Here is a 22,247-nt window from a genome sequence, read left to right on the forward strand (position 1 = left end):
GGTCGGCCTGGAGATTTTCAGAGACCAGCGGCGAGTGAGGTGCGGAGGTCTTTTGCGAGAGAGGTTAGGGTGGTGAGCTGAGTCGGTGTTGGCGCTTTGAGTATGTGCTCGATCTTGCGGGCGATATCGGTGCCTTGCTGGTAGCCGAACATGCCGAGGGAACCGGTGAGCTTGTGCGCGATGCTGTAGGCCTCGAGGCGTGGCGCTTCGGGCAGTGCGCCGGAGGCGGCGAGAGAGGCAGTGCGATCGAGCAGGTCGAGACGTTCGCGCAGGGTTGGGAGATTTTTCTCCCATAGGGTGGCGAGGACGTTGTCGATCTGGTCGTTTTTTTGGGTATCAGATTTTTTCATTGTGGATAGGCTCTGGTCGAGAAGCCTTGGTGGCGAAGTCGACCGCCTGGAAAGTATGCGCGTAGTTTACTGCGGATCGTGCTGTTGGAGGGTGCGAATGTCGTTTGATCGCACAGAGGTAATGGGATTGCTAACTTCGCTGCAGTCTTAGCCTAGTCTTTCCAGCCGAGGGCAGTAGCGATCTGCTCGGCGAGGGTGAGGGGATCGAAGGGCTTGAAGAGGATTCCCGCCAGGCCGAGGCCTGCGAAGCGTCGCTGATCGACTCCCTGAACCTTTGCGGTGAGCAGGAGGACTGGGATGTGAGCGATGACGGGAGTCTGTTGCATTCTGGCGAAGGTGGTGGGGCCGTCGACACCGGGCATCATGACGTCCATGAGGATGGCGTCGGGTTGTTCGAGGGAGGCGATGTCGATGCCTTCGGCGCCGGAGCTGGCGGTGAGGATCTGCCAGCCTGCAGTTGCTTCCAGGGATAGCGCGGCTACTTCGCGAATGTCATCTTCGTCGTCAATGATGAGAATGCGTCGCATGAGAGAGTCCATTCTCTCATGGGGCGCGAGTTAGCGTAGTTATCTTGCTGGTTTCGTACCTGCGGCGGTTCTGGAGTTAAGCGGCGGGACCGGCGGCGGCGAGGTCGGAGAATTTAGTGCGGAGGCGGTGGACCATCGAGAGCACGAGCTCTTCCACCTCCTGTGGCTGGACCTTTGCTTTGGTGAGGAACTCGGTGGGACCGAGGCGGAGCTTGGCCATTTCGGTTTCGGAGATTTCGCGGCCGGAGTAGACGACCAGCGGCATGGTGCGCAGGGTGGGCTGCTGGCGGAGCCACTCGACGAGCGAGAAACCGTCGCCGTCCGGAAGGGTGAGATCGAGGATGAGGAGGTCGGGTGGCCGGGTGATGCACTGGCGGATGGCCTGCTGGCGGGTCGCCGCGTGATCGATGTGAACGGCGGCATCGTGGAAGCTGGCGGCGAGGACACTGGCGAGGTCTTCGTCGTCTTCGACGAGGAGGACGTAGGCGGGGCCTTCGCCCTGATGGAGGACTCGGCCAAGTTCGGCAAAGAGGAGATTTTCGTTGAAGGGCTTCTGTACCCAGCCCTGGGCGTCGCCGGTGAGTTGGGGGCGCAGGGTAGAGGAGAGCACGCTGAGGACCACGACGGGGATGTTGGCTGTGACGGGGTTGTTACGGAGGCGCTGGAGGGTCTCCCAACCGCTGAGGCCGGGCATGTAGAGATCGAGGAGGATGGCTTCGACCTGATGTTCGGCTGCGAGGATAAGGGCCTGTTCGCCGGAGTTGGCTTCGACTACGGTGTAGCCCTGGCGGGTGAGGTGCTCGGCTACTACGGTGCGGATTCCGGCGTCATCGTCGCAGACCAGGATTGCGCCTTCGCCGCGTGGGGGAAGCTGAGAGGGGACGGCGACATCGGACGCGCGGCTGGTGCGGGGAAGCATCATGTAGAGCGTGGTTCCGGGGCCGAGATTTCGCTGGGCCCAGATGGAGCCGCTGTGCTGCTGAACGATGCTTCGGCAGATGGCGAGGCCGAGGCCGGTGCCGCCTTTTTGGCGGGCGTCGGACGGTTCAATCTGCTGGAAGCGGTCGAAGATGGTGTCGAGCTTGTCGGAGGGGATGCCGCGGCCTTCGTCGACGACTTTGAGGAGGATGGAGTCCGAGGCGGCCTCGGTGTGGATGCGGACCGTGGAGGCGGCGGGCGAGAACTTGATCGCGTTCGAGAGGAGGTTGGTGAGGACCTGGAGGATGCGGTCGGCGTCCCCGTCAAAGAAGAGGGCTTCGGGGTATGCGGCCTGGGCGACGGTGGAGGGCTCGAGCGCGAGATGGACGGTGTTCGCGTCGGCCATGGCGGTCATGGTGTCGATGGCTTGCTGGGCGAGATCGCGCAGAGAGCAGCGGCGAATCTGCAGAGGAGCGCGGCCGGACTCCATACGCTCGAGGTCGAGGATGTCATTAATGAGGCGAATGAGGCGGTCGGTGTTGGTGACGGCGATGCGGAGGAGGTTGAGGGCTTTGGCGTCTACGTCACCGATGATTCCGGAAGAAAGAAGGCCGAGGGCGCCGCGGATGCTGGTGAGGGGAGTGCGGAGTTCGTGGGAGACGGTGGAGATGAACTCGTCTTTGAGGGTGTCGAGTTCGGAGCGGTGCGTGAGCTGGAGAGTGTGCTGATGCTGCTGCTCGCGTGCCTGGCTTAGTTGATCGGTCAGATCGCGGTTGGTACGTTGCACACGCAGGAAAGCGACGAGCAAAACTGCGAAGGTTGTGAGGAGCGAGAGATAGCCAAGTAGAGGAAGGATGTGCATTTTTTCCGGTAACCTATAGTAACTGCTGATCAACTTATGAGTAACAATTTTTGGTGACCGTTGGAAAACTTATATCACGTACGTATTGAGGCGCAGTTTGGATGGGGGCTCAGTCGAAACGTTCAGGAACCCCGATCCGTTACGGAAATATTCTGATTTCAGGCTGAGGATGACAGAAAATCAGTTGTAGTGGGAATAACACCTCCGTGGGTTATCAGAGATGACAACATTGGAGGGAAAGCACTTAGGCGCAAAAAAGGCCGCGTTTTCCGGAGAAAAGGCGGCTTTTTCGGGGTTTTATAGGGTTTAGGCGGTTACAGCAACCTGATCGAGGATATTGGCCCATTTCTTCCCTTTTCGGGCAGCCTGGGCGTTCTTGTGGAAGGCATAACCAGTAATCAGGGGGAGAGCGAGGGTGGCTTCGGAGAAGACCATCTGCTCGTAGGTGAGGTCTACTTTGCCCCAGCTAGAGGCCTCTTTGAGGGTAGAACCGGAGAGGGCGCCGTCGCGGGCGTCGGCTACGGTGATCTGGATGGCGTACTTGTGCATGGAGGCTTCGACGCCGAGGATGTCGGCGGCTACGACGATGTCCTGGGCGAAGTTCTTGGGGACGCCGCCGCCGATCATGAGCAGGCCGGTGGTGGGGTTAGCAATTTTGAGCTGGGTGATCTCGTAGAAGTCCTTGGCGGAGTCGATGGAGACCATGGGCTTGCCCTGGCGGGCGTGCTGGTGGGCTACGAGGCCGAACCCGGCGGAGCAATCGGAGAAGGCGGGGCAGAAGATGGGGACGTTCTTCTCATAGGCGGCGAGGACGATGGAGTCGCGGCCACCGGCTTGTGGGGTCTTACCGTTCTTCGAGAGGTAGGCGCCCATCTCGCGGATGAACTCGCGAGAGCTGTGCGGCTTGGGTTCGAGGGAGTTGGTGATCTGGTGGGTGATCTCGTCGCACTGACGAAGCTCTTCTTCGTCGATGAAGGTGTCGTAGATGCGGTCGATCATGAGCTCGCGGAGCTCGGCATCGCCTGCGCCGTATTTATACTCGTCTCCGGCGACGTAGTGGTTGAAGCCGAGGGCTTCGAAGAAGTCCTGATCGACGATGTTGGCTCCGGTGGAGACGATGGCGTCGACCATGTTGTTGCGGATGAGGTCGACGAAGATTTTCTGGAGGCCGGCGGAGATGAGCGAGCCGGCGAGACAGAGGATGACGCCGCAGTCGGTGTCGCGGAGCATCATGTCGTAGATGTTGGCGGCGCGGTGGGTGTCACGCGCGGAGTAGGCCATGTGGCCCATAGCCTCAACCAGTGGCACGACGTTGTGCTGCTTGATGTCGAGGTGCTGGATCGGGCGCGCGAGGAGTTCTTTTTTTGTAGGCATAGCCTATATAGGATACCAACGTTTTGGTCTGAATTGACGCGGGTTTTACGTGAATTTAACAGAGACGGTGAGGCCGGCGTTCCGTCACAAATGCCGGGACTTTAATAGTGGGAGAGATTGGGCTTGAGCAGGTTGCTATACTTCACTCCGAATGAGCGATGAGCGCGGTCTTTTAGAGACGGTTCTTGGTGACGGCAGATTCTTGGTTGCGCTGACAGGTATTTCGCTCGCACTCAGTGGTGGATTTGCGATTCTGCAATCGTTTGCCGGACAACTACTTCCTCAAGACAGTCATGCGATTGGTATGGATTCGCTCGCGTTGAGGCATGCCGCAAACGCTCACCTCCTGGGATTCATGTTTCATGATCGAGTGGCCTATGGCGGGACTCTTGTCGCGATCGGTTGCGGATATCTTTGGCTGACTGCATTTCCGATGGAGAAGCGGGAGGTTTGGCCCTGGTGGGCGTTACTGTTCTCCGGCTCTACCGGTTTTCTTGCATTCCTTACTTACCTGGGGCAAGGGTATCTGGACACATGGCACGGTGTCGCAACGCTTTTTCTCTTGCCGATTTTCGTTGCGGGCCTGTGGCGTTCCCGGCCTGAGAACTTTTCTTTCCGTTTCATTTGGAGGGAGATTCCCCGCGAGTCCGGTCCTGCGAGATGGGGAAGGATTCTGTTGGGGATGTGCGCGGTTGGCCTTGTTATGGCGGGAGCTACGATCGGAATCTTCGGGATGACGCAGGTGTTCGTTCCATCGGATTTGAGATTTATAGGATTGCAACCTGGAGCCCTCGCTCACATTTCGCCGATGCTAATCCCTTTGATCTCCCACGATCGGGCGGGATTTGGCGGAGGGCTGTGTTCGGTCGGATGTCTTCTGTTGTTTATAGCCCGGTGCGCCGAACTGAATAGGAGTTTGCCTGAGATTGTAGCGGTGATGGGTGCGGCGGGATTCGGAGGGGCGATTGGAGTTCACTTCGCCGTGGGTTATCTGGATTTTTTCCATTTGCTGCCCGCATTTATGGGCTTTCTGCTGTTCCTCGCTGCGGACGGACTGCTTTGGATGGGATGGCGCAGGCGCTTGCGGGCGATTCAAAGGTAAGAACTCCCGCTGCAGCGGAGCTTTGTATCAGGCTGGGCTACCGAACCAGCGACTGATCGTTTCTTCGAGGGCTGTCAGGTTCGGATCCGCGTCTGCGGCCCATGCCACGAAACCGTCGGGTCTCAGGAGCAACGCTGCGAGGCCTTTGTTATCTTTCGCCTGGGCAGCTACGTATTTCACACGTCCGTTCCATTTTCTGCCCAGCGTGCTCAGTTCTTCCGTGGCTGACAGGTCGAGTAGGAGTCCAGTTCCGTCCTGCAGGAGCGGGCCGAGGCGCGAGCCGTCCTCAAACTCGAGGTCGGGTGCGCTGCGACCGATGAGGGGATGGTCGCCGGGAAGATCGTAGCGCAGCAAGATGCCGGAGATCTTCTCGACAAAGTAGTTTGCTCCGTCCTTTGTGTTGATGAGATCGCGGATGACAGTGGTGATGGCTTGAGCGTGAGGGTTTGGGCGCATGATGGCGACCTGAGCGCGCGTCCAGTTGAGAGCCCAGGCTCCGACGGGATGACGCTCTGCGGTGTAGGTGTCGAGCAGATCTTCGGGAGCCCATCCTTTGATGGTTGCGGCTAGCTTCCAGCCCAGATTCATGGCGTCGCCGAGGCCAGTGTTGAGTCCCTGGCCTCCGAGTGGCGAGTGGATGTGCGCGGCATCGCCTGCGAGAAGCACACGGCCCTTTCTGTAGGTCGTCGCCTGACGCGCGCGGTCAGTGTAGCTGGTGGCGACGTGGAGCGTTTTGATGGTTACGTCTGTGTTTGAGACTCGGCGAAGAATCGCCTGGAGGGATTCGAGCGTGATCTCATGGTCGCGATCGAACGCGGCGTTGTCGAAGTCGACGAGTCCAATGCGGCCGGGGCCGGGGCCATTCACGTACATGCCATGTGGTGTCAGATTAAAGCCGGGGCTCAGTTTTTCAGGGTCGGCGATCTCGACCCATGCGCTGTAGCCGGTGAACTCGGGGTCGGTTCCTGCGAATTCGAAGCCTGCCAGCTTTCGAACTGTGCTGCGGCCACCATCGCAACCGACAAGCCATTTGCATTGGAACGATTCGTTGCCAGCTTGAACAGTCACGCCATCTTCGGATTCAGTGAAGTCTATGACTGGCATGCCTCGTTTCACTTCAACGCCCAGCTTCAGGGCGTACTCCGCGAGTACTTCCTCAAGTCCTTCAAGGGAGGCCAGGCCTCCGGCGGAGGACGGCCCCTGCACGAGATATTGTTGGCTGGAGAGGTCGATCTTGTTCGCATCGAGCATGATGCCAGCGAAGTGGCCAGCAAAGCGCAGCGGGGGCGCGGAGGTCTTTGACTGCGAGTTCATTTCGAAGCCCGGCTTGGCTGCCTCCATCCACGCAAGTGAGGATTCGCGTACGTCTTTCAGAAGTCCGCGCCGATAGAATGCGTCGACGGAGGGAAAGTTCAGTCCGCGCATTCCCATCCAACCTTCTTTGAGGGGCGAGTGGGGATCTTCCATTCGCTCGAGGACGAGCACGGATGTTCCTGCCAGACCAAGTTCAAAGGCGAGGAACAGACCTACGGGTCCGGCGCCAGCAATTATTACGTCGTAAGGCAATTGATATTTCTCCGCGTGTAAAGAATCTCTTCTGTCATTTACGGTTGATCGACGAGGATGTTCCTTTCTTTGCTGTCGGCCCCACCGCCGATGAGAATACTACCCGAAAACTTCCTCTGATTCGTCCAACAAAATTGTTGGCTAAGCAAGTAGATTCTGCCTCGCTTGTCCAACCGTCAACGCCAGTAGCTCGGGATGTCTGTCGAGGACAGAACTCCACTCTGGCGAGATTTGGTATTCAGCCATGATCACCATTCATCCGATTCAGCTGCCCGTGCCCGGCATGGAACAACTTCAAGTAGAAGCACTCCAGGAAGGGGTTCTGTTCATCGAAAGGTTGTGGGAGGAGTGGCAGAACGGCATGAATCGCTTCGCCGCTCCAGGAGAAAAGCTATACGGCTGTATGGACCAGGCGGTATTGGTCGCAATCGGCGGCCTAAATCAAGATCCATTTGATGGTCGAAGGGGCGTTGGTCGCATCAGGCGAGTTTATGTGAGACCAGCCTGGCGAAACAAAGGCATCGGGGAAGCACTTGTTCATACTCTCGTCGAGAATGCTCGAACAAGCTTCACCACCCTGCACCTTCGCACCGAGAATCCGACGGCAGCCCGGCTTTATGAGCGTGTTGGCTTTTCACGCCGTCTGGCTTTGAATGCAACACACGTTTTGGATTTCAACCAAACTGCCAGGCAGCTTGAATAGCCAAGGCCGCGGCAATGAACTCTGTGGTGAGTTAGAAAGTTGCCGCCTTTGTGAGACCGCTTCTAAGGTGCCGCGGTGCACTTTGCGACGATGAGGGTGATGTCGTCGTGCTGTTCGTGCGGGCTGAAGGTCTTGATCTCGTCGACGATTGCGGAGAGAAGGGCCTGGGGTGGGAGTTTGGAGTGTCGCTCCAGAGCAGCGATGAGGCGATCTTCGCCGAACTCCTCTTCCGACTCGTTGAAGGCTTCGGTCACGCCGTCGGTGTAGAGGGTGAAGATGTCTCCGGTGGAGAACTGGCAGTCGACGGTTGGTGAGTGCCACTCCTCGAAGAGGCCGAGGACGGTTGCAGTAGCGTGGAGGCGTTCTACCTGACCGTTTTGTCGGAGGAGGATTGCGGACAGATGGCCGCAGTTAGCGTATCGGAGACGGCGTTCCGCGTCGTCGTAGTCGGCGAAGAAGACGGTCGCGTAGGCGCTGTCGGCGGTGCTGTGGAAGAAGAGGCGATTGACGGACTGAAGAAAGAGCAGGGGCTCGTCGCGGGCGAGGGCAAACTGGCTGCGCAGGTTGGCCTGTAGGTTTGCCATGAGCAGGGCGGCGGCGATGCCTTTGCCGGCGATGTCTCCTATGACGAAGCCGAGCCGCTGGTTGCCGAGGGCGAGGAAGTCGTAGTAGTCGCCGCCTACGTGACGGGCCTGGATGCAGATGCCGGCGTAGTCGAGGGTTTTGAGCGGAGGGAGGGTTTGGGGGAAGAGGCGCGCCTGCACCTGCTTTGCGATTTCGAGCTCCTGCGCGCTGCGACGCTCCAACTCCAGGCGTTCGGCTGCCTGACGGCGCTGACGCTCAATCTCGCGAGTGATCTGGTCGGAGCCAAGGAGTTCGAAGGAGTTTCCGTCGATGTCGTAGAAGCCGGCGACGGTGCCTCCGAAGAGAGTTTGTTGGGGAGGGTGATGAAAGCGGACTCCGCGGTTGCGCCATTGTTCGTAGGTGGCGTTGATGTCTTCGGAGAGGAAGCCGACCTGGGTGTTGCGTCCAATGAGCTTGTAGTTTTCAGAGCCACGCTTGGGGGCGATGAGAGCCAGGACTGTGGAGCCGTCGGGGGGAGCGATGGCAACCCAGCGGCCGTCGAAGTCGAAACGAGCGTCTGCGACAACGCTGAAGCCGAGCTGGTCGACGTAGAACTTGAGGCTGAGGTCGTGATCGCGGACGTAGATCGTAGTTTTGAAGACGCGCAGGTAGACGCACTCGGGGCAGTCGCGAGGGCCCGTTTCGGTGAGAAGGGATGGGGAGGTCTGGAGGGGTCCGGGGCTGGGTTTCAACGGAGTTTCCTTCGGTAATTCGACTTACAGGAATTGTCTCAGACTCAATTGGTCGACCGCTTTATGGGAATTAGGGTTTGGACTGGAGGAAGGCCTGAACAGCTTTGTCGAAGGCGGCGGGCTGGTCGTACATGATGAAGTGGCGGGAGTCGTCGATGCGGATGAGTTGGAGGTTGGGCTTGGTGGCGTAGGCGGTGGTGTAGAGGGCGGTGACCTGTTCGACGGGACCTTGCGCTGTTTCATAAGGATAGACGAGGGTCATTGGAGTCTTGATGGCGGAGAGCTGCGGCCGGAGATCGGTGGAGAGGTCTTCGAGCATGGCATTGGCGAATACGGTGCGGTCGGAGGCGAGGGCGGAGGCAGAGACCTGGCGTTGGCCTTCTGGGTCTTTGACCATGCGGTTGGTGTAGAGGGGTTGGGTGGCGGCGAACTGGTCGTTGGGCATGGCGATGAACTGGTCGTGCATGGCGAGGGCCTGGGGACGGACGGTGTCGACCGTGGCGGCGGGGTTGAAGACGAGGCCGTAGTAGGGGAGGGTGTCTATGATGAGTAGCTTGCTGACATCTTCGGGGTGGGCCTGGGCGAGCATGAGGGCGAGGAGGCCGCCCATGGAGTGGCCGATGACGGGGATCGGATGAAGGTGATTGTTGGCGATGTATTGGTGGAGCTGCTCGATCACGGCGGAGAGGATGGGGCCCGTGGCGTTGGGGCCTGCGGGTTCTCCGGCGAAGCCTGCGAGTTGGACGAGGTGGAGGCGGTAGTGTGTCGTGAGGAGCTTGGCTTCGGCGGCGTAGACGTCGCGAGAGCTCGCAAGGCCGGGGACGAGGAGGACGTCTGGAGCGGTGCCGCGGGGTGCGCCTTCGATGACGACGGAGAAGCGGGTGGGCGCGGTGGTGATGGTCTGGGTGGCGGGCTTTGCCGGGGCGGATTGGCCGAAGAGCGGTTGGCGCAGCAATAGGAGGGCGGCGAGGAGGAAGAAAAGCGCTAGGAGGCGGAGAGCGGTGCAGGAGGCGGTTTGAGTGGGAGAGGACATGATTGGCTCCTAATCGTTTCTTGACTTGAGTGTGCCGTGGTCGGGGCCTGGATGTCAGTGTTTTGAGTCACTGTTGGCGGGTGACAGTTGTCATTGTGCGGGAGGATGAGATGACGGGGTGATTTTTATCTTCCGTTTTTATCTACCTTTGAAGTGGCCGGCGAGTTGTAGGCTTACTGTGAGGGCTTTTACGTGAACGTGAACTTTGCGGAACGGGCACACAACCATAACTGGAAGCTGGACCCGATTGTGCGGTCGCTGCTGGATACGGACTTTTACAAACTGCTGATGCTGCAGTTTATCTGGAAGAACTTTCCCAAGGTACATGTTACGTCGGAGGTTACAAATAGGACCGTGTCGGTGAGGCTGTCGGAGGCGATTCCGATGGCGATGCTGGTGGACCAGATGGAACATGTGCGGGGATTGAGGTTTCGCAGGTCGGAGATTATCTGGCTGGCGGGGAATACGTTTTATGGGACGCGGTCGATCTTTGAGCCTGCGTTTCTAGAGTGGCTGGAGAGGGACTTTCGACTGTCGGAGTACACAGTGACGGAGCACGACGGACAGCTCGTCGTGCGGTTTGAAGGGCTCTGGACCGAGGTGACGATGTGGGAGGTCTACGGGCTGGCTCTGGTGAGCGAGATGAAGACGCGCGCGGCGTTGAGCACCTTGAGCGAGCTGGAGCTGGATGTTTTGTATGCGAGGGCGAAGACGAAGCTTTGGGAGAAGATCGAACGGCTGCGTGCGGTGCCGGAGGTGAGGATTTCGGAGTTTGGGACGCGGCGGCGACATAGTTTTTTGTGGCAGGAGTATGTGGTGCAGGTGATGCGGGTGGCGCTGGGGGCGAGCCTGTCGGGTACGTCGAATACGTTTCTTGCTTACAAGCACGACTTGGAAGCGATGGGAACGAATGCGCATGAACTGCCGATGGCGATGGCAGCGTTGACGGATGGGGATGAGGCGCTTCACGCGTCGCAGTATCGTGTACTGGAGCTTTGGCAGAGGAGCTATGGTGGGGAGCTGCTGATTATGCTGCCGGATACTTTTGGGACGACACAGTTTTTAGAAGGCGCGCCGGATTGGGTGGCGGATTGGACTGGGCAGCGGTGCGATAGTAAAGATCCTTTTGCTGCCGGGGATGAGTATGTCGCGTGGTTGACGGCAAGAGGAAGGGACGCGAAGAAAAAGCGACTGATTGCTTCGGATGGTTTGGATGTGGACGATATTTTGGGGCTGCATCAGTACTTTCATGGCCGGATACGGTTTAGCGCTGGATGGGGGACGCTGCTGACGAATGATTTTCGCGGGTGTCATCCGAGGGGAGAGACGGCGCTTGAGCCGATTAGCCTGGTGTGCAAACTGATGACGGTGGAGGGAAGGGCGGCGGTGAAACTATCGGACAATGCGCGGAAGTCGACTGGGCCGGTTGAGGAGATTGCGCGGTATCGGCAGGTGTTTGGGAGTGTGGCTGTGGAAGGTGCGCTGGTTACGGTTTGACGTGGCCTGCCGGCCGGGCTCGCTGCGCGCGAGGCGGTCACTTCGTGACTTGTGTACTTTGCTCGCGTTGCTCGCTTGTTTATTTTTCTTGAGTAGAGGTTTCGTATACTTTTTGCATGACGAGTTGGATAGGCGCGGTGCGGGTTGCGGTAGCAGTCGTTTTGCTGCCGGTGATGCTGGTTCAGCAGGGATTGGCCTGGGGCAGGGACGGGCACATGATGATCAATCGTTTGGCGGGTGCTGCGCTGCCGAGCGATGTGCCGAAGTTTTTGCGATCGAAGCAGGCGCTGGATGCGCTTGAATATTATGGGCCCGAGCCGGACAGGTGGAAGTCTCCACTGGAGCCGGAGCTGAATGCGGCTGGATTTTCAGAACACTATATCGATTTGGAGTGGGCGGATCTGGTTGGAGAGCTGCCGAGGAAGCGGTATGACTATGTGCGGGCGTTGGCGTTTGCGCAGAAGTCGCATCCCGACCTGCCGTTGACGCCGGAAAAGGTGGGTCTGCAACCATATGTAACAGTCGAGGTCTGGGAGCGGTTGAAGAGCGCGATGCGCGACTATCGGGCTTTGAAGGACGCGCATAAAGATACGAAGCCCTCAGAGTGCGAGATTGTGTTTCTTGCAGGGTGGCTTGGGCACTATGTCGCGGATGGTTCGCAGCCGCTGCATACGACGATTCAGTACAACGGATGGACGGGGCCGAATCCGCAGGGGTATACGACGGAGCATAAGATTCATGCTCAGTTCGAGTCGACGTTTGTCACTGCGAATGTGAAGGCGAGCGAAGTGGCGCCGTTGATTGCAGAAAAGCCGGTCGTCATGGGGGATGTGTTTACCGAGTACATGGCTTATCTGCGACATACAAATTCTCTGGTGGAGAAGACGTATCAGCTGGAGAAGGCTGGGGCGTTTAACGGTGCGGGATCGCCGAACGGGAAGGCGTTCGCCGAGGAGAGGCTCGCGGCGGGAGCGACGGAGTTGCGGGACATGATCTATTCGGCTTGGGTGAAGAGCGCGGAGCCGTTGCCGCCTTCGAAATGGTCAGATTAGGTATCAGGGGATGTCGTTGTTGAGTGAGTGAGCACCAGATATTCGAGATAGGTTTATTTTTCGGATTGAGCTGTTGCCGAGAGAATTGGGTATTGATGGTGTTCGACTCGTTTGAGAAATCGTCGGAGAAGCGGCGTCAATGTAAGTGCGACGGTGGGAACAGCGAACACGGCCAGGATGGTCCATAGGAGAAAGGCATGCCACTCCCATAGCCAAAGCTGCCGGGAGAGAGCGAGCGGATGTTCGCGGGCGGAGTGAAGAAGTTCGTTTGCGGAGAGTGGCATGGGCGCGGTGCCGAAGACTCGGCTGGCGAGGTGGATGAAGGGAATGATGAGAATCAGTTGCAAGGGATAGACGATGTGATTTGCCAGTTGTGATGCGGCCAGGTTGAGCCGGAAAACGAAGGCAAGGGTGAAACAGACGAACGTAGTGCTGCCGAGGATGGGATTGATGCCGATGAGGAGACCGAGGGCGATGCTCCAGGCTAGTTTTCGTGGGGATGCTCCCATGCGGAGCAATGCGAGGATGGGAAGAGCGATGCGGCGGTAGAGCCAGTTGTGGTGGATGGGTGTGGGGACGACTTCGTTGCGGGCGTCGTATTTGGATTCGCTGGGTTGCACTGCTGACAGGATAGACTGCGCGAGGAGGCTTCGTGCGATGGCGCGGGCTTCGAATGAGTGAGGATCGGATCTGGTGATTTTTTTTCGGGCTGTGGGACGTTGCGTTCGAATGGTCGGGATGTTTGTTGTGGCTGGAACGGAACTGGCGGTGAAGCAACCGGAGACGCGGCAGGAACGAGCCGATTGGCTGCATCGTTTTTGTGCGCGGGCTATGCGGGGGATGGGGATTGAGATTAACGTCTCAGGCAGTTTTCCGAAACGGGGAGTGGTGATCTCGAATCACCTGAGTTATCTGGACATCGTGGTGTATGCGGCGGTTCATCCGTGCGTGTTTGTTTCGAAGGCAGAGGTCGCAAGCTGGCCGGTGGTGGGGTGGATGACGACGATGTCAGGGACGGTTTACGTTGCGCGTGGACATGGTGGATCTGCGATGAAGGCGCGCGAGGGGATGCAGGCGGCGGTGGACGCTGGGTTGCCGGTTGTGTTCTTTCCTGAAGGGACAACGAGCAATGGGAGTGGGCTGTTGAAGTTTCATAGCGGGTTGCTGGCACAGGCGGTCGATGGAGGGGCTCCGGTGACGGCTGCTTGTATTCGCTATGGAGTCGGAGAAAACAATGGACCGGATGTGAGCGTTGCGGATGACGTTTGTTACTGGGGAGCGCGAAATATGCTGGGGCATATTTTTACGTTTCTTGGGTTGCGAGGGGTGAGGGCAGAGGTGCGGTTTGCCGAGGAGCCAATGGAGTTTTCAAGCGACGCTCTGCATCGGAAAGAGGCGGCGGTGGAGGCGAGGGCTGCTGTGGCTACGCTTCGGCTAATTAACACAATAGTGGGAGAAGAGCGGGTACCGAGGTAGATGCACCATTTTTGATTCAACAAATGTTCACTTGCCGTGAACACTCTGTTACAGAAGACGACGCACACTGACATCGAAAGCAACCACATTCTGGACGTAGTCAGGAGATTCGATGCTCACAGCCACTGAGTCGCGGTCCGTCCCACTTCTTCCAAATAAAGCAATGTCACCGGAGTTGCCATCGAAGAAAGACATGCGACTGGAGGCCGGAGAGTATGTTGTGCGCCTTGCGTTGAGTGACGTGGAGCGCGCTGCGGCGTACAGGCTGCGCTTTCTGGTGTTCAACCTGGAGATGAATGAAGGGCTCGAGTCGGCCTATGCGGATGGGTACGATAAGGACCACTTCGACGATGTGTGCGACCACATGATTGTGCAGGAACGTGGCACCGGTGAGATTGTGGGAACGTACCGAATGCAGATGGGTGATGTGGCGGGGAAATATTTTGGGTATTACAGCGAGCAAGAGTTTTGCTTTGCTCCCTATGCGGCCATGCGTGGGCAGATTGTGGAGTTAGGGCGTGCGTGCATCCATCGGGAGCATCGGTCGTCGGAGGTGTTGCATCTGCTGTGGCGGGGGATTGCGCGGTATGCGCTGGTGAACGGCGCGCGGTACATGATGGGATGCTGCTCGCTGACGTCTCAGGATGCGGAGATGGGACATGCAGTGTATGAGTCGCTCCGGAGCTGCATGGTGGAACCGGCGCTGTTGACGTTGGCTACGCCTGCTTATCGGTTGCCCAAGGCGGAGGCTCAGGTGACGGATGCGCGGGCTCCGAAGCTGCTGCGGGCTTACCTTACGATTGGGGCGAAGATCTGCAGTGAACCGGCGATCGATCGCGACTTCAAGACGATTGACTTTCTGACGTTGCTCGATCTGCAGACGCTGCATCCGAGGGTGGCGAAGAGATTTCTTGAGGGATGCTGAATTGAGTGGGGTGATCGCAGTGTGGCGATTTCTGCGTTCGGGGCGGCGTGGGTTTTTGTTTGTTGGATTGTTGATGGCGGCGGTGGTGGACCGCTGGATGCGGCGCCCGAAGGTTGGCGCGGAGGGTGCCGTATGGATTCATGGATGGTGCCGTCGGATCGTGAAGGCGCTGGGGTTGGAGTGCAGCGTTGAGGGGAGTGTTCCACGCGGCGGGGCGGTGGTATCGAATCACCTGAGTTATCTGGATATTCTGCTGTTCAGTTCGGTGCAGCCATTTGTGATGGTGGCTAAGACCGAGGTGCGTGGGTGGCCGTTACTGGGTTGGCTGACGGCGCAGGCGGGGACCGTGTATGTGGAGCGGGGTGGCGGGCCGAAGACGTATCCGGGTGTGAATGCGGCGATGGCGGAGGCTTACCGGAGCGGGCTGCCGGTGTTGTTCTTTCCGGAGGGGACTACGACGGACGGAGCTGAAGTGCTGCCGTTTCGGCGGGGATTGTTTCACTCGGTGTTGAATGGTGGAGTTGCGTTACGGGTTGCGGCGCTGCGGTACTCGCTTGATTCACACATGGTGAATGGGAGCGCGACAGTGGGTGAGGATGTTTGCTGGTGGGGCGATATGAAGTTCACGCCGCATATGTTCCGGTTTCTTGGGCTGCGGGGGCTGAGGGCGAAGATACGGTTCGGTGAGGAGATCGTTGAGCGGGTGGACCGGTTTGTGTTGTCGAAGACGGCGCAGGCGACGGTAGCGGGGATGTATGAGGAGTTGAGCTCGGGGGCTGGGTCAAGCGTGGTGTGGGAGGGTGACTCCGAGTTGGTAGAGGCCCTATAAAGGCGGCCCGACGGACTGGCTTAGTTACATGTTCCCATCGAGGTTACATTTACACAATAATTAGTACGGTGTTGGTTACAATTGGTTCGCCGCTGCTAGTTGCTCGGCCGCGATTTGTGGGATCAGAGCTGTGAGGAGGCAGGTGAACTGCTTTTCGACGTTGCGGCCGATCTCCATGACATCTTCGTGGTCGATGGTGCCGGCTCTTTCCTCTCCGTATGCGGGGACTCCGGCGGCCATGTTGGTGACGAGGGAGAGGCCGAGGACTTCGAGGCCCATGTGGCGGGCAACAATGACTTCGTGGACCGTGGACATGCCGACTAGATCGGCTCCGAGGGCGCGGAAGGCGCGAATCTCTGCGGGGGTTTCGAAGCTGGGGCCGAGGACAGCGAGATAGACGCCTTCGGTGAGGAGAAACTCCTGGCGGGCGGCCTCTTCGATGGCGAGGGTTCGGAGGCGGAGGGAGTAGGCGGAGGACATGTCGAAGAAGCGTTGGCCGGCGCCGGGTACCATGGCGAAGCGAGGTTCGTTGGGGCCGAGAGCGGCGTTGGTTCCGGTGAGGTTGATGTGATCGGAGATGGCGACGATTGAGCCTTGCGAGAGGCTGGTGCGGATGCCTCCTGCGGCGTTGGTGACGATGAGGGTTTTGCAGCCAAGCAGGCCGAGGACGCGGGTGGGGAAGGTGACCTGATCCATGCTGTAGCCCTCGTAAGCATGGACGCGGCCCTGCAGGACGGCTACGGAGACGCCCGCGATGGTGCCCAGGACGAGGTGGCCGGAGTGTCCGACGACGGTGGATTGAGGAAAGTGCGGGATGTCCGCGTAGGGGATGCGGATGGCGGATTTGACGTGGGTGGCGAAGTTGCCGAGGCCGGAACCGAGGATGATACCTAGGGAGGGCAGGAGCGGAGTTTTGTTGCGGATGTAGTCGGCGGCACCTTGCGCTTTGCTGTAGAGGTCGGTCGTTTTAGTGGTCTCGGTCATCGCGTTCCTTGCGTCTCCAGGTTCCTGGTTCGGGGTACCCCCCCTCCCCCTTATCGGCGGCCAAACTATCCGGAATGAATAACTTACAGCAAGCCTTCTTTGGCAAATTCGTCATTGGAAAAGGGTTACGGCTAAATTCGTCCAGAGAAAGGGACTTAGCCTCGCCGCTTGGCCGGTGCGGATCCAGACCTCTTACAGATTCGTCACTGTTATAAGTCTATCCAGTTGACAGGGGCAAACATGCCACGGTTTTCGGATTTATTTTTCCCGGGGCAAGGAAGCGGAAGACGTGGATTGGCGCGGGTTTAATGGAGTGACGAAAGGCGTTTTTTTATTTTGCGAACGTGTTGGGGGCTTGACAGAAAAAACAGGATGCATGGTTTGGGGTTCAGGGTGTAGAAAACGATGGCACGAGAGAAGTGTCAGCTGCAGGGTTTGTGAGGAGCGAAAGCATGATCAGGTTCGAGCCATGGTAAGCGCAGGTGCGAGTTCTACTGAGGATGTTGCGCAGGTGCTTGCCTCCATCCACACCGAGTCGGGTGCAAGTTTGCTGGCGCTGGTGGAGGCTTCCACGGTGCTGCTGATCTTTCTGAGGCACTTTGGGTGTTCGTTTTGCCGTCAGGCGATCAGTGATGTTGCGGATCTTCGTGAGGAGCTGGCTCGACGAGGGGTGCGGCCCGTGTTTGTGCATCTGGGCACGCCGGAACGCGCCAAGCCGTTCTTTGATTACTACGGGATTGGGGATGTGGAACGGGTAAGCGATCCGGAGGCTCAGGTCTATCAGAATCCTGTATTCCTGTTGTCGAGGATTCATCCGGCGCTGACGTTGCTGCAGCCTGCGGTATGGGTGGGCTGGTTGAAAGGTGCGATCTTCAAGCACGGGATTGGGGCGATCAAAGAAGATGGCCATCAGATGCAGGGGATCTTTTTTCTGAAGGGGCCTAAGATTGTTCGGCAGTTTCGGTATCGGACGATTGCGGATGAGCCGGATTATTTGAAGTTGGTTGGGTGAGATCGTCCTGCCGGACGAGCCTCCTACGCGGAGAGCGGCCACTTCGTGGCGGGTATACCGTTTTCTTGCTTAGCCCTCCCGTTGGTCGGGAAGAACTTTGACTATGACGACGGTGAGGTCGTCTTCCTGTTCTTTTGTTCCGGCGAAGCTGGCGACCGCTTCGGAGATGTCTGTGACGAGAGTGGTGGCAGGTTTGTCCTCTTCGGAGAGGACCAGCGCTTTGAGCCGGTCGAGAGAAAACTGTTCTTCGCTTTCGTTTTCCTGCTCGGTGACACCGTCGGTGAAGAGGGTGATCACGTCGTTGGCCTTGAGGCTGATAAGAGTGTTTGAAAATTCGGCGCTGGGAAGAATGCCCATGATCGGTCCCGCGTTCTCGAGGAGGAGCGACTCGCCCGTTTGTGGACGGAGGAGGAGAGGAGGGTTGTGGCCGCCGTTGGCGTACTCGAGTGTTCGGAGTTTCGTATTGAAGCGGGCGTAGAACATGGTGACAAATGTGGCGGGCCGGGTGATTTGCTTGAGGCACTCGTCGAGATCTTTGAGGATCGCGGCTGGGCCACTGAGTTCGTGGGCGCGAAGACGCAGGGCTACGGCGAGGGAAGGCATGAGCAGAGAAGCGGCGGCGCCTTTACCGGAGACGTCGGCTATGACGACGTCGACTATCTCGTCGGAGATCTGGAAGAAGTCGTAATAGTCGCCACCGAGGAGGCGTGCGGTCTGCATGAAGGCTGCGAGTTCGAGGCCTGGAACGATTGGAGCTCTGGGCAACACCTGGCGCTGGACTTGTGCGGCGAGGAGGAGGTCGCTTTCGTATTCGTCGCGCTGGCGGCGAACCTCGGCGGCGAGGCGGGCGCGTTGTTTTGCGATGAGGCTGACGAGAAACCCAACGATGAGAAAGCCGGCGAGAGAGATGAAGAAGCGAATGATCCTGACGTGGGTATCGTCGCCGGCTGGACCGAAGAACTCCGAGAGGATGGTGCCGAGAACAGCAAGCCCGATTGTGATGGGGAGCGGGTTGATGAAGGCGCTGAGGGCGATGGGAAGGACGTAGAGATAACCGAGAGAGATGTTGGCTACGACGATCCAGTCGGTGTAGGCGACGGAGACGACGGCGAGGACGACGACGAGGTTTAGCAGGCCAGTGGTCTTTATTTCTTCGGTTTCAACTTGTTGCTTGTACTCGGCAGTGCTTTTATTGCTTCTGAGAAATGCCATCGCGCTGAGCTCTCCTGTATCTCCCGTTGTGACGCGCAGTTTACTGCATTCTCTTCGTAGAGCGATCGTCGGAAGATAGGCAGGATGTGCGGAGATTTTAGAGCATTGGCTGGTCGGTGCGGGTTTATTTAATGAGCATGGAGACGATGCTGGCGGACATGAGGTTGGCCATGGTTCCGGCTAGCATGGCGCGGAGTCCCAGCTGGGCTAGGTCGTTGCGGCGGTTGGGGACGAGGGCTCCGATGCCGCCGATCTGCATGCCGATGGAGCCTACGTTTGCGAAGCCGCATAGGGCGAAGGTGGCGATGGAGAAGGTGGTAGGGGCGAGTGTGGACTTGATCGCGCCGAGTTGGGTGAAGGCGACGAACTCGTTGATCATGGTGCGGGTGCCGAGTAGGTTGCCGATGGTGTGGGCGTCGCGCCAGGGAATGCCGATGAGCCACGCAACGGGTGCTCCGATGACGCCGAGGATGGCGTTGAGGGAGTGGGGGAAGGGGATGTGACCGTGTGCCCAGAGGAAGTTGGAGATGCCGAGCATGATGGCGTTGAAGAGGCCGACGAGCGCGACAAAGCTAATGAGCATGATGGCAACGTTGAACGCGAGCTTGCCGCCGTCGAGGGTGCCGCGGGCGATGGAGGCGATGAAGTTTTCGTTTTTGTGCTCTTCGTTGGGGGGCATGTGGACGGTGCCGCTGGTGGCTGGGACTTCGGTTTCGGGGACGAGCATTTTGGCGACGAGGATGGTGCCGGGCGCGGTCATGATGACGGCGGAGAGGAGGTCCTGCGCGTTGATGCCGAAGCTGATGTAGGCGGCCATGATGCCGCCGGAGACGTGGGCCATGCCGGAGGTCATGATGACCATGAGCTCGCTGCGGGTGGCGCCGGCGAGGAAGGGGCGGATGGTGAGGGGGGCTTCGGTCTGGCCCATGAAGATGCTCGCAGCGACGTTGGTTGATTCGGCGCCGGAGGTTCCCATGGTGCGCTGCATGATCCACGCGACGATGCGGATGATGTGCTGCATGAGGCCGATGTGGTACATGATGGCGAAGAAGGCGCTGACGAAGATGATGGTGGGAAGGACGGCGAAGGCGAGGACGGCGAGGGGGTTGCCCGGTGTTCCGAGAGGGCCGAAGACGAGCGAGGAGCCGTCGACGGAGTGTGCGAGGAGTGAGGTGATGACGTTGGAGACGTTGTGGAGGATGGTCTGGCCGGCGTGCCATTTGATGACGAGGAAGGCGAAGACGATCTGCAGGCCGAGTCCCCAGGCAACGGTGCGCCAGCGGATGGCGCGACGGTTGGTGGAGAAGGCGTAGGCGAGGCCGAGGAAGGTGATGAGGCCGAGCAGACCGGTGAATCGGGACAAAGGCTTCGCTCCTGCTACTTGGATGAATACGTTGTAAATGCTTGAGATGAGTGTACCGGAGGGTTGCTGGCTAGAGTGGATCGGATTTTAGATCGAGGTTTCGTGCGAGACGATGGAGGTATTTGGGGTGAATGCCCAAGGTGCGGGCGGCTTCGGGATAACTGCCCTTTGCTTCGCGGAGGGCGGTGAGGAGGAGATCCTTTTTTGATTGATTGAGGACGTCGTGGTATTTCGCTCCTGCGAGCTTTGCGGACTGCTCTTCGAGGATGATGCTGGGGAGATCTTCGGCGAGGATCTCTTCGGTGAGGCCGAGGACGATGGCGTGCTCGATTGCGTTTTCGAGTTCGCGGACGTTTCCGGGCCAGCTGTAACCCATGAGCAGGGAACGTGCGTCGGAGGAGATGCCCTTGAAGGGGCGTTTGTTTTTTTGCGCGTACTTGGAAGCGAAGTAGAGGGCGAGGAGAGGAATGTCTTCGCTGTGCTCTCGCAGGGGCGGCACGGAGATTGAGACAACGTTGAGGCGGTAGTAGAGGTCTTGGCGGAATTCGTTGGCCTTGATGGCTTGCTCGAGATTTTTGTTGGTTGCGGCGAGGACGCGGGCGAGGAAAGCGACGGGGCGGGTTCCTCCTACACGCTCGAACTCTCTTTGCTGGAGGACGCGGAGGAGTTTGGCTTGCATGGGGGGCGCGAGTTCGCCGATCTCGTCGAGGAAGAGGGTTCCGTCTTCGGCGGCTTCGAGTTTTCCTTTTCTCATGCCGACGGCTCCGGTGTATGCGCCTTTTTCATGGCCGAAGAGTTCACTTTCGAGCAGAGTTTCGGGAATGGCGGCGCAGTTGATGGCGATGAAGGGACGATCGCTTCTTGGACTGCTTTGGTGGATGGAGCGCGCGATGACCTCTTTGCCGGTGCCGCTCTCGCCGCGAATGAGGACGGTGGACGCGGTAGGAGCGACGCGTGCGATGAACTCGCTGACTTGACGAATCTGCCGGCTTTCGCCGACGAGATTGCTGGTGGGATTGAGTTGCTGTTTTAGTTGTGAGTTCTCTGAACGCAACGCATCGAGAGCGAGAATGTTTTCGAGTGTAACGGCTGCGATTCGGGAGGCAGAGTCGAGGAAATAGATGTGGTCTTCGCGAAACGGCGGGGCGGGATGACGCGCAGTAAGGTAGAGGACGCCGATGGTTCGCTCGACAGCGACCAGGGGAAGACAGAGGATATTGTGCGGATTGCCGGAGTCTGGATCGGCGTCGATCTGGACTGCGGTGCGCTCCCAGAAGGCACGATGAACGAGGTCGCGTTGGATCTCGGCCTCTGGGACCGGGTCGAGATTCGGGGTAGAGAGGGCATCAGGTTGTCGGCTCCAACAACAAGTTTCGAAGGTCTCTTCTTCAAAGTCGGTGAGCAGCACGACGGCTCCTTCGTCTGCCGGAACAACCTCGAAGATGAGCTGGAGAAGTTCGCGTTGGAGCAGTTGAGAGTCTCGGATGGAGTTGATGACGTTGCTGATTCTGAAGAGTGCGGTGAGGTCGCGGGCCATGCGTCCGACCTCAACTCCGAAGGAGGGAAGGCCTGCTGGTGGCCCAATTCGCGTGGTGTCCGCGGATTGGCCGGAGGTAAAGTCGCTTGCGCGTCTCCTGGGGGTGTTTGTAGTTTCGCCTTCGTGCATGAGGAAGACGAAGTCGGTGTTGCCGATGTGGATGTTGTCGCCGTGCTCGAGCGATCGGCGCAGGATGGGCATTCCATTTACAAAGGTGCCGCTTCTGCTGTCGAGATCGACCAACTCGTAGTGCCCGTTCAGTTTCCCGATCGGCTGAATGGTGCAGTGTTTTCGAGAGACTGCGGGATCGGAGAGGCAGAGCTGGTTTGATTCGAGTCTGCCAACAGAGATTGGGCTGTCGATCAGCTCTCGAATGGTTCCGGTCAGCGAACCCGAGATGGCAAGGAGCCGCGGTTTCATCGGGGCCTCCCTTGCAGGAAAGTGTAGCTGATCTGGCAAACAAACTGTTTCCTGAACGATCCAAAGGGCTAAGAGAGTTTTTGCAAATGCGGCTCCTGTAAATGAATGAAAAAAAGCTTCGCATCCCTTCTCGCGATGATCGGGGAATCACTAAGATCGATCTATCGCCCGTAGAGACTGACTATGTCG

At 58.6% G+C, this 22,247-nt stretch carries 20 protein-coding genes; 8 read left to right on the top strand and 12 right to left on the bottom strand.

Annotated features, from left to right (window positions below; all coding sequences use genetic code 11):
• Window positions 1-17: 17 nt before the first annotated feature.
• From HDF14_RS17975 to HDF14_RS17990, 4 genes are all read right to left on the bottom strand, one after another.
• The gene (locus tag HDF14_RS17975) at window positions 18-350 is read right to left on the bottom strand and encodes an Hpt domain-containing protein (RefSeq protein WP_183979368.1); all 333 of its coding nucleotides are present in this window, start codon (window positions 348-350) and stop codon (window positions 18-20) included.
• Window positions 351-502: 152 nt separating this feature from the next.
• The gene (locus tag HDF14_RS17980; protein WP_183979654.1) at window positions 503-877 is read right to left on the bottom strand and encodes a response regulator; all 375 of its coding nucleotides are present in this window, start codon (window positions 875-877) and stop codon (window positions 503-505) included.
• 76 nt (window positions 878-953) lie between these two features.
• Window positions 954-2,657: a response regulator gene (locus HDF14_RS17985; RefSeq protein WP_183979370.1), complete on the bottom strand. Its 1,704-nt coding sequence runs from the start codon at window positions 2,655-2,657 to the stop codon at window positions 954-956.
• A gap of 306 nt (window positions 2,658-2,963) precedes the next feature.
• The gene (locus tag HDF14_RS17990) at window positions 2,964-4,031 is read right to left on the bottom strand and encodes a 1,9-bis(guanidino)-5-aza-nonane synthase (RefSeq protein ID WP_183979372.1); all 1,068 of its coding nucleotides are present in this window, start codon (window positions 4,029-4,031) and stop codon (window positions 2,964-2,966) included.
• Window positions 4,032-4,182: 151 nt separating this feature from the next.
• On the opposite strand from HDF14_RS17990, the gene HDF14_RS17995 reads away from it, so the two are divergent.
• Window positions 4,183-5,133, top strand: a complete 951-nt coding sequence (locus tag HDF14_RS17995) for a hypothetical protein (RefSeq protein ID WP_183979374.1) — start codon at window positions 4,183-4,185, stop codon at window positions 5,131-5,133.
• A gap of 27 nt (window positions 5,134-5,160) precedes the next feature.
• Here HDF14_RS17995 and HDF14_RS18000 read toward each other — a convergent pair whose 3' ends face one another.
• Window positions 5,161-6,699: an FAD-dependent monooxygenase gene (locus HDF14_RS18000; RefSeq protein ID WP_183979376.1), complete on the bottom strand. Its 1,539-nt coding sequence runs from the start codon at window positions 6,697-6,699 to the stop codon at window positions 5,161-5,163.
• 244 nt (window positions 6,700-6,943) lie between these two features.
• Between HDF14_RS18000 and HDF14_RS18005 the strand changes: the two genes are divergently transcribed.
• Window positions 6,944-7,402 carry a GNAT family N-acetyltransferase gene (locus tag HDF14_RS18005; RefSeq protein WP_183979378.1) on the top strand — a complete coding sequence of 153 codons (459 nt, stop codon included), beginning with the start codon at window positions 6,944-6,946 and terminating at the stop codon, window positions 7,400-7,402.
• A gap of 62 nt (window positions 7,403-7,464) precedes the next feature.
• On the opposite strand, the gene HDF14_RS18010 is transcribed toward HDF14_RS18005, so the two are convergent.
• The gene (locus tag HDF14_RS18010) at window positions 7,465-8,718 is read right to left on the bottom strand and encodes a PP2C family protein-serine/threonine phosphatase (protein ID WP_183979380.1); all 1,254 of its coding nucleotides are present in this window, start codon (window positions 8,716-8,718) and stop codon (window positions 7,465-7,467) included.
• Between the two features lie 70 nt (window positions 8,719-8,788).
• Entirely contained in the window at window positions 8,789-9,751 is a 963-nt protein-coding gene (locus tag HDF14_RS18015) for an alpha/beta fold hydrolase (RefSeq protein WP_183979382.1), read from the bottom strand.
• A 192-nt stretch (window positions 9,752-9,943) separates the two neighbouring features.
• Between HDF14_RS18015 and pncB the strand changes: the two genes are divergently transcribed.
• Together pncB and HDF14_RS18025 are read left to right on the top strand one after the other, a co-directional pair.
• Window positions 9,944-11,248 carry a nicotinate phosphoribosyltransferase gene (pncB, locus tag HDF14_RS18020; RefSeq protein ID WP_183979384.1) on the top strand — a complete coding sequence of 435 codons (1,305 nt, stop codon included), beginning with the start codon at window positions 9,944-9,946 and terminating at the stop codon, window positions 11,246-11,248.
• A 116-nt stretch (window positions 11,249-11,364) separates the two neighbouring features.
• Window positions 11,365-12,300, top strand: coding sequence for a nuclease (locus tag HDF14_RS18025; RefSeq protein ID WP_183979386.1), 936 nt, complete (start codon window positions 11,365-11,367; stop codon window positions 12,298-12,300).
• A 53-nt stretch (window positions 12,301-12,353) separates the two neighbouring features.
• On the opposite strand, the gene HDF14_RS18030 is transcribed toward HDF14_RS18025, so the two are convergent.
• Window positions 12,354-12,920, bottom strand: coding sequence for a DUF2062 domain-containing protein (locus HDF14_RS18030; RefSeq protein ID WP_313899617.1), 567 nt, complete (start codon window positions 12,918-12,920; stop codon window positions 12,354-12,356).
• Between the two features lie 73 nt (window positions 12,921-12,993).
• Here HDF14_RS18030 and HDF14_RS18035 point away from each other — a divergent pair, with 73 nt between their 5' ends.
• The 3 genes from HDF14_RS18035 to HDF14_RS18045 all read left to right on the top strand — a co-directional run bounded on the left by HDF14_RS18035 (window position 12,994) and on the right by HDF14_RS18045 (window position 15,530).
• Window positions 12,994-13,776, top strand: a complete 783-nt coding sequence (locus tag HDF14_RS18035) for a lysophospholipid acyltransferase family protein (RefSeq protein WP_183979388.1) — start codon at window positions 12,994-12,996, stop codon at window positions 13,774-13,776.
• A gap of 112 nt (window positions 13,777-13,888) precedes the next feature.
• Window positions 13,889-14,701, top strand: a complete 813-nt coding sequence (locus tag HDF14_RS18040) for a GNAT family N-acetyltransferase (RefSeq protein WP_221304758.1) — start codon at window positions 13,889-13,891, stop codon at window positions 14,699-14,701.
• Window positions 14,688-15,530, top strand: coding sequence for a lysophospholipid acyltransferase family protein (locus HDF14_RS18045; RefSeq protein WP_183979390.1), 843 nt, complete (start codon window positions 14,688-14,690; stop codon window positions 15,528-15,530). The genes HDF14_RS18040 and HDF14_RS18045 overlap by 14 nt, the downstream gene beginning before the upstream one ends.
• 75 nt (window positions 15,531-15,605) lie before the next feature.
• Here the strand turns inward: HDF14_RS18045 and HDF14_RS18050 are convergent, their stop codons facing one another.
• The gene (locus HDF14_RS18050; RefSeq protein ID WP_183979392.1) at window positions 15,606-16,514 is read right to left on the bottom strand and encodes a purine-nucleoside phosphorylase; all 909 of its coding nucleotides are present in this window, start codon (window positions 16,512-16,514) and stop codon (window positions 15,606-15,608) included.
• Window positions 16,515-16,983: 469 nt separating this feature from the next.
• Here HDF14_RS18050 and HDF14_RS18055 point away from each other — a divergent pair, with 469 nt between their 5' ends.
• Window positions 16,984-17,526: a redoxin domain-containing protein gene (locus HDF14_RS18055; RefSeq protein ID WP_183979394.1), complete on the top strand. Its 543-nt coding sequence runs from the start codon at window positions 16,984-16,986 to the stop codon at window positions 17,524-17,526.
• A gap of 69 nt (window positions 17,527-17,595) precedes the next feature.
• Here HDF14_RS18055 and HDF14_RS18060 read toward each other — a convergent pair whose 3' ends face one another.
• From HDF14_RS18060 to HDF14_RS18070, 3 genes are all read right to left on the bottom strand, one after another.
• The gene (locus HDF14_RS18060) at window positions 17,596-18,738 is read right to left on the bottom strand and encodes a PP2C family protein-serine/threonine phosphatase (protein WP_183979395.1); all 1,143 of its coding nucleotides are present in this window, start codon (window positions 18,736-18,738) and stop codon (window positions 17,596-17,598) included.
• A 124-nt stretch (window positions 18,739-18,862) separates the two neighbouring features.
• Complete coding sequence (locus tag HDF14_RS18065) at window positions 18,863-20,101, bottom strand: NupC/NupG family nucleoside CNT transporter (protein ID WP_183979397.1); 1,239 nt, start codon at window positions 20,099-20,101, stop codon at window positions 18,863-18,865.
• Window positions 20,102-20,171: 70 nt separating this feature from the next.
• Window positions 20,172-22,058 carry a sigma 54-interacting transcriptional regulator gene (locus tag HDF14_RS18070; protein WP_183979399.1) on the bottom strand — a complete coding sequence of 629 codons (1,887 nt, stop codon included), beginning with the start codon at window positions 22,056-22,058 and terminating at the stop codon, window positions 20,172-20,174.
• Between the last annotated feature and the right edge of the window lie 189 nt (window positions 22,059-22,247).

It is taken from the genome of Tunturiibacter gelidiferens (genome assembly GCF_014201335.1).
Taxonomy (GTDB): Bacteria; Acidobacteriota; Terriglobia; order Terriglobales; family Acidobacteriaceae; genus Edaphobacter; species Edaphobacter lichenicola_E.

Coding starts and splice junctions, on each gene's coding strand:
- HDF14_RS17975 (WP_183979368.1), bottom strand. CDS start 350: ATGAAAAAATCTGATACCCAAAAAAACGACCAGATCGACAACGTCCTC.
- HDF14_RS17980 (WP_183979654.1), bottom strand. CDS start 877: ATGCGACGCATTCTCATCATTGACGACGAAGATGACATTCGCGAAGTA.
- HDF14_RS17985 (WP_183979370.1), bottom strand. CDS start 2,657: ATGCACATCCTTCCTCTACTTGGCTATCTCTCGCTCCTCACAACCTTC.
- HDF14_RS17990 (WP_183979372.1), bottom strand. CDS start 4,031: ATGCCTACAAAAAAAGAACTCCTCGCGCGCCCGATCCAGCACCTCGAC.
- HDF14_RS17995 (WP_183979374.1), top strand. CDS start 4,183: ATGAGCGATGAGCGCGGTCTTTTAGAGACGGTTCTTGGTGACGGCAGA.
- HDF14_RS18005 (WP_183979378.1), top strand. CDS start 6,944: ATGATCACCATTCATCCGATTCAGCTGCCCGTGCCCGGCATGGAACAA.
- HDF14_RS18015 (WP_183979382.1), bottom strand. CDS start 9,751: ATGTCCTCTCCCACTCAAACCGCCTCCTGCACCGCTCTCCGCCTCCTA.
- HDF14_RS18025 (WP_183979386.1), top strand. CDS start 11,365: ATGACGAGTTGGATAGGCGCGGTGCGGGTTGCGGTAGCAGTCGTTTTG.
- HDF14_RS18040 (WP_221304758.1), top strand. CDS start 13,889: ATGCTCACAGCCACTGAGTCGCGGTCCGTCCCACTTCTTCCAAATAAA.
- HDF14_RS18050 (WP_183979392.1), bottom strand. CDS start 16,514: ATGACCGAGACCACTAAAACGACCGACCTCTACAGCAAAGCGCAAGGT.
- HDF14_RS18055 (WP_183979394.1), top strand. CDS start 16,984: ATGGTAAGCGCAGGTGCGAGTTCTACTGAGGATGTTGCGCAGGTGCTT.
- HDF14_RS18060 (WP_183979395.1), bottom strand. CDS start 18,738: ATGGCATTTCTCAGAAGCAATAAAAGCACTGCCGAGTACAAGCAACAA.
- HDF14_RS18070 (WP_183979399.1), bottom strand. CDS start 22,058: ATGAAACCGCGGCTCCTTGCCATCTCGGGTTCGCTGACCGGAACCATT.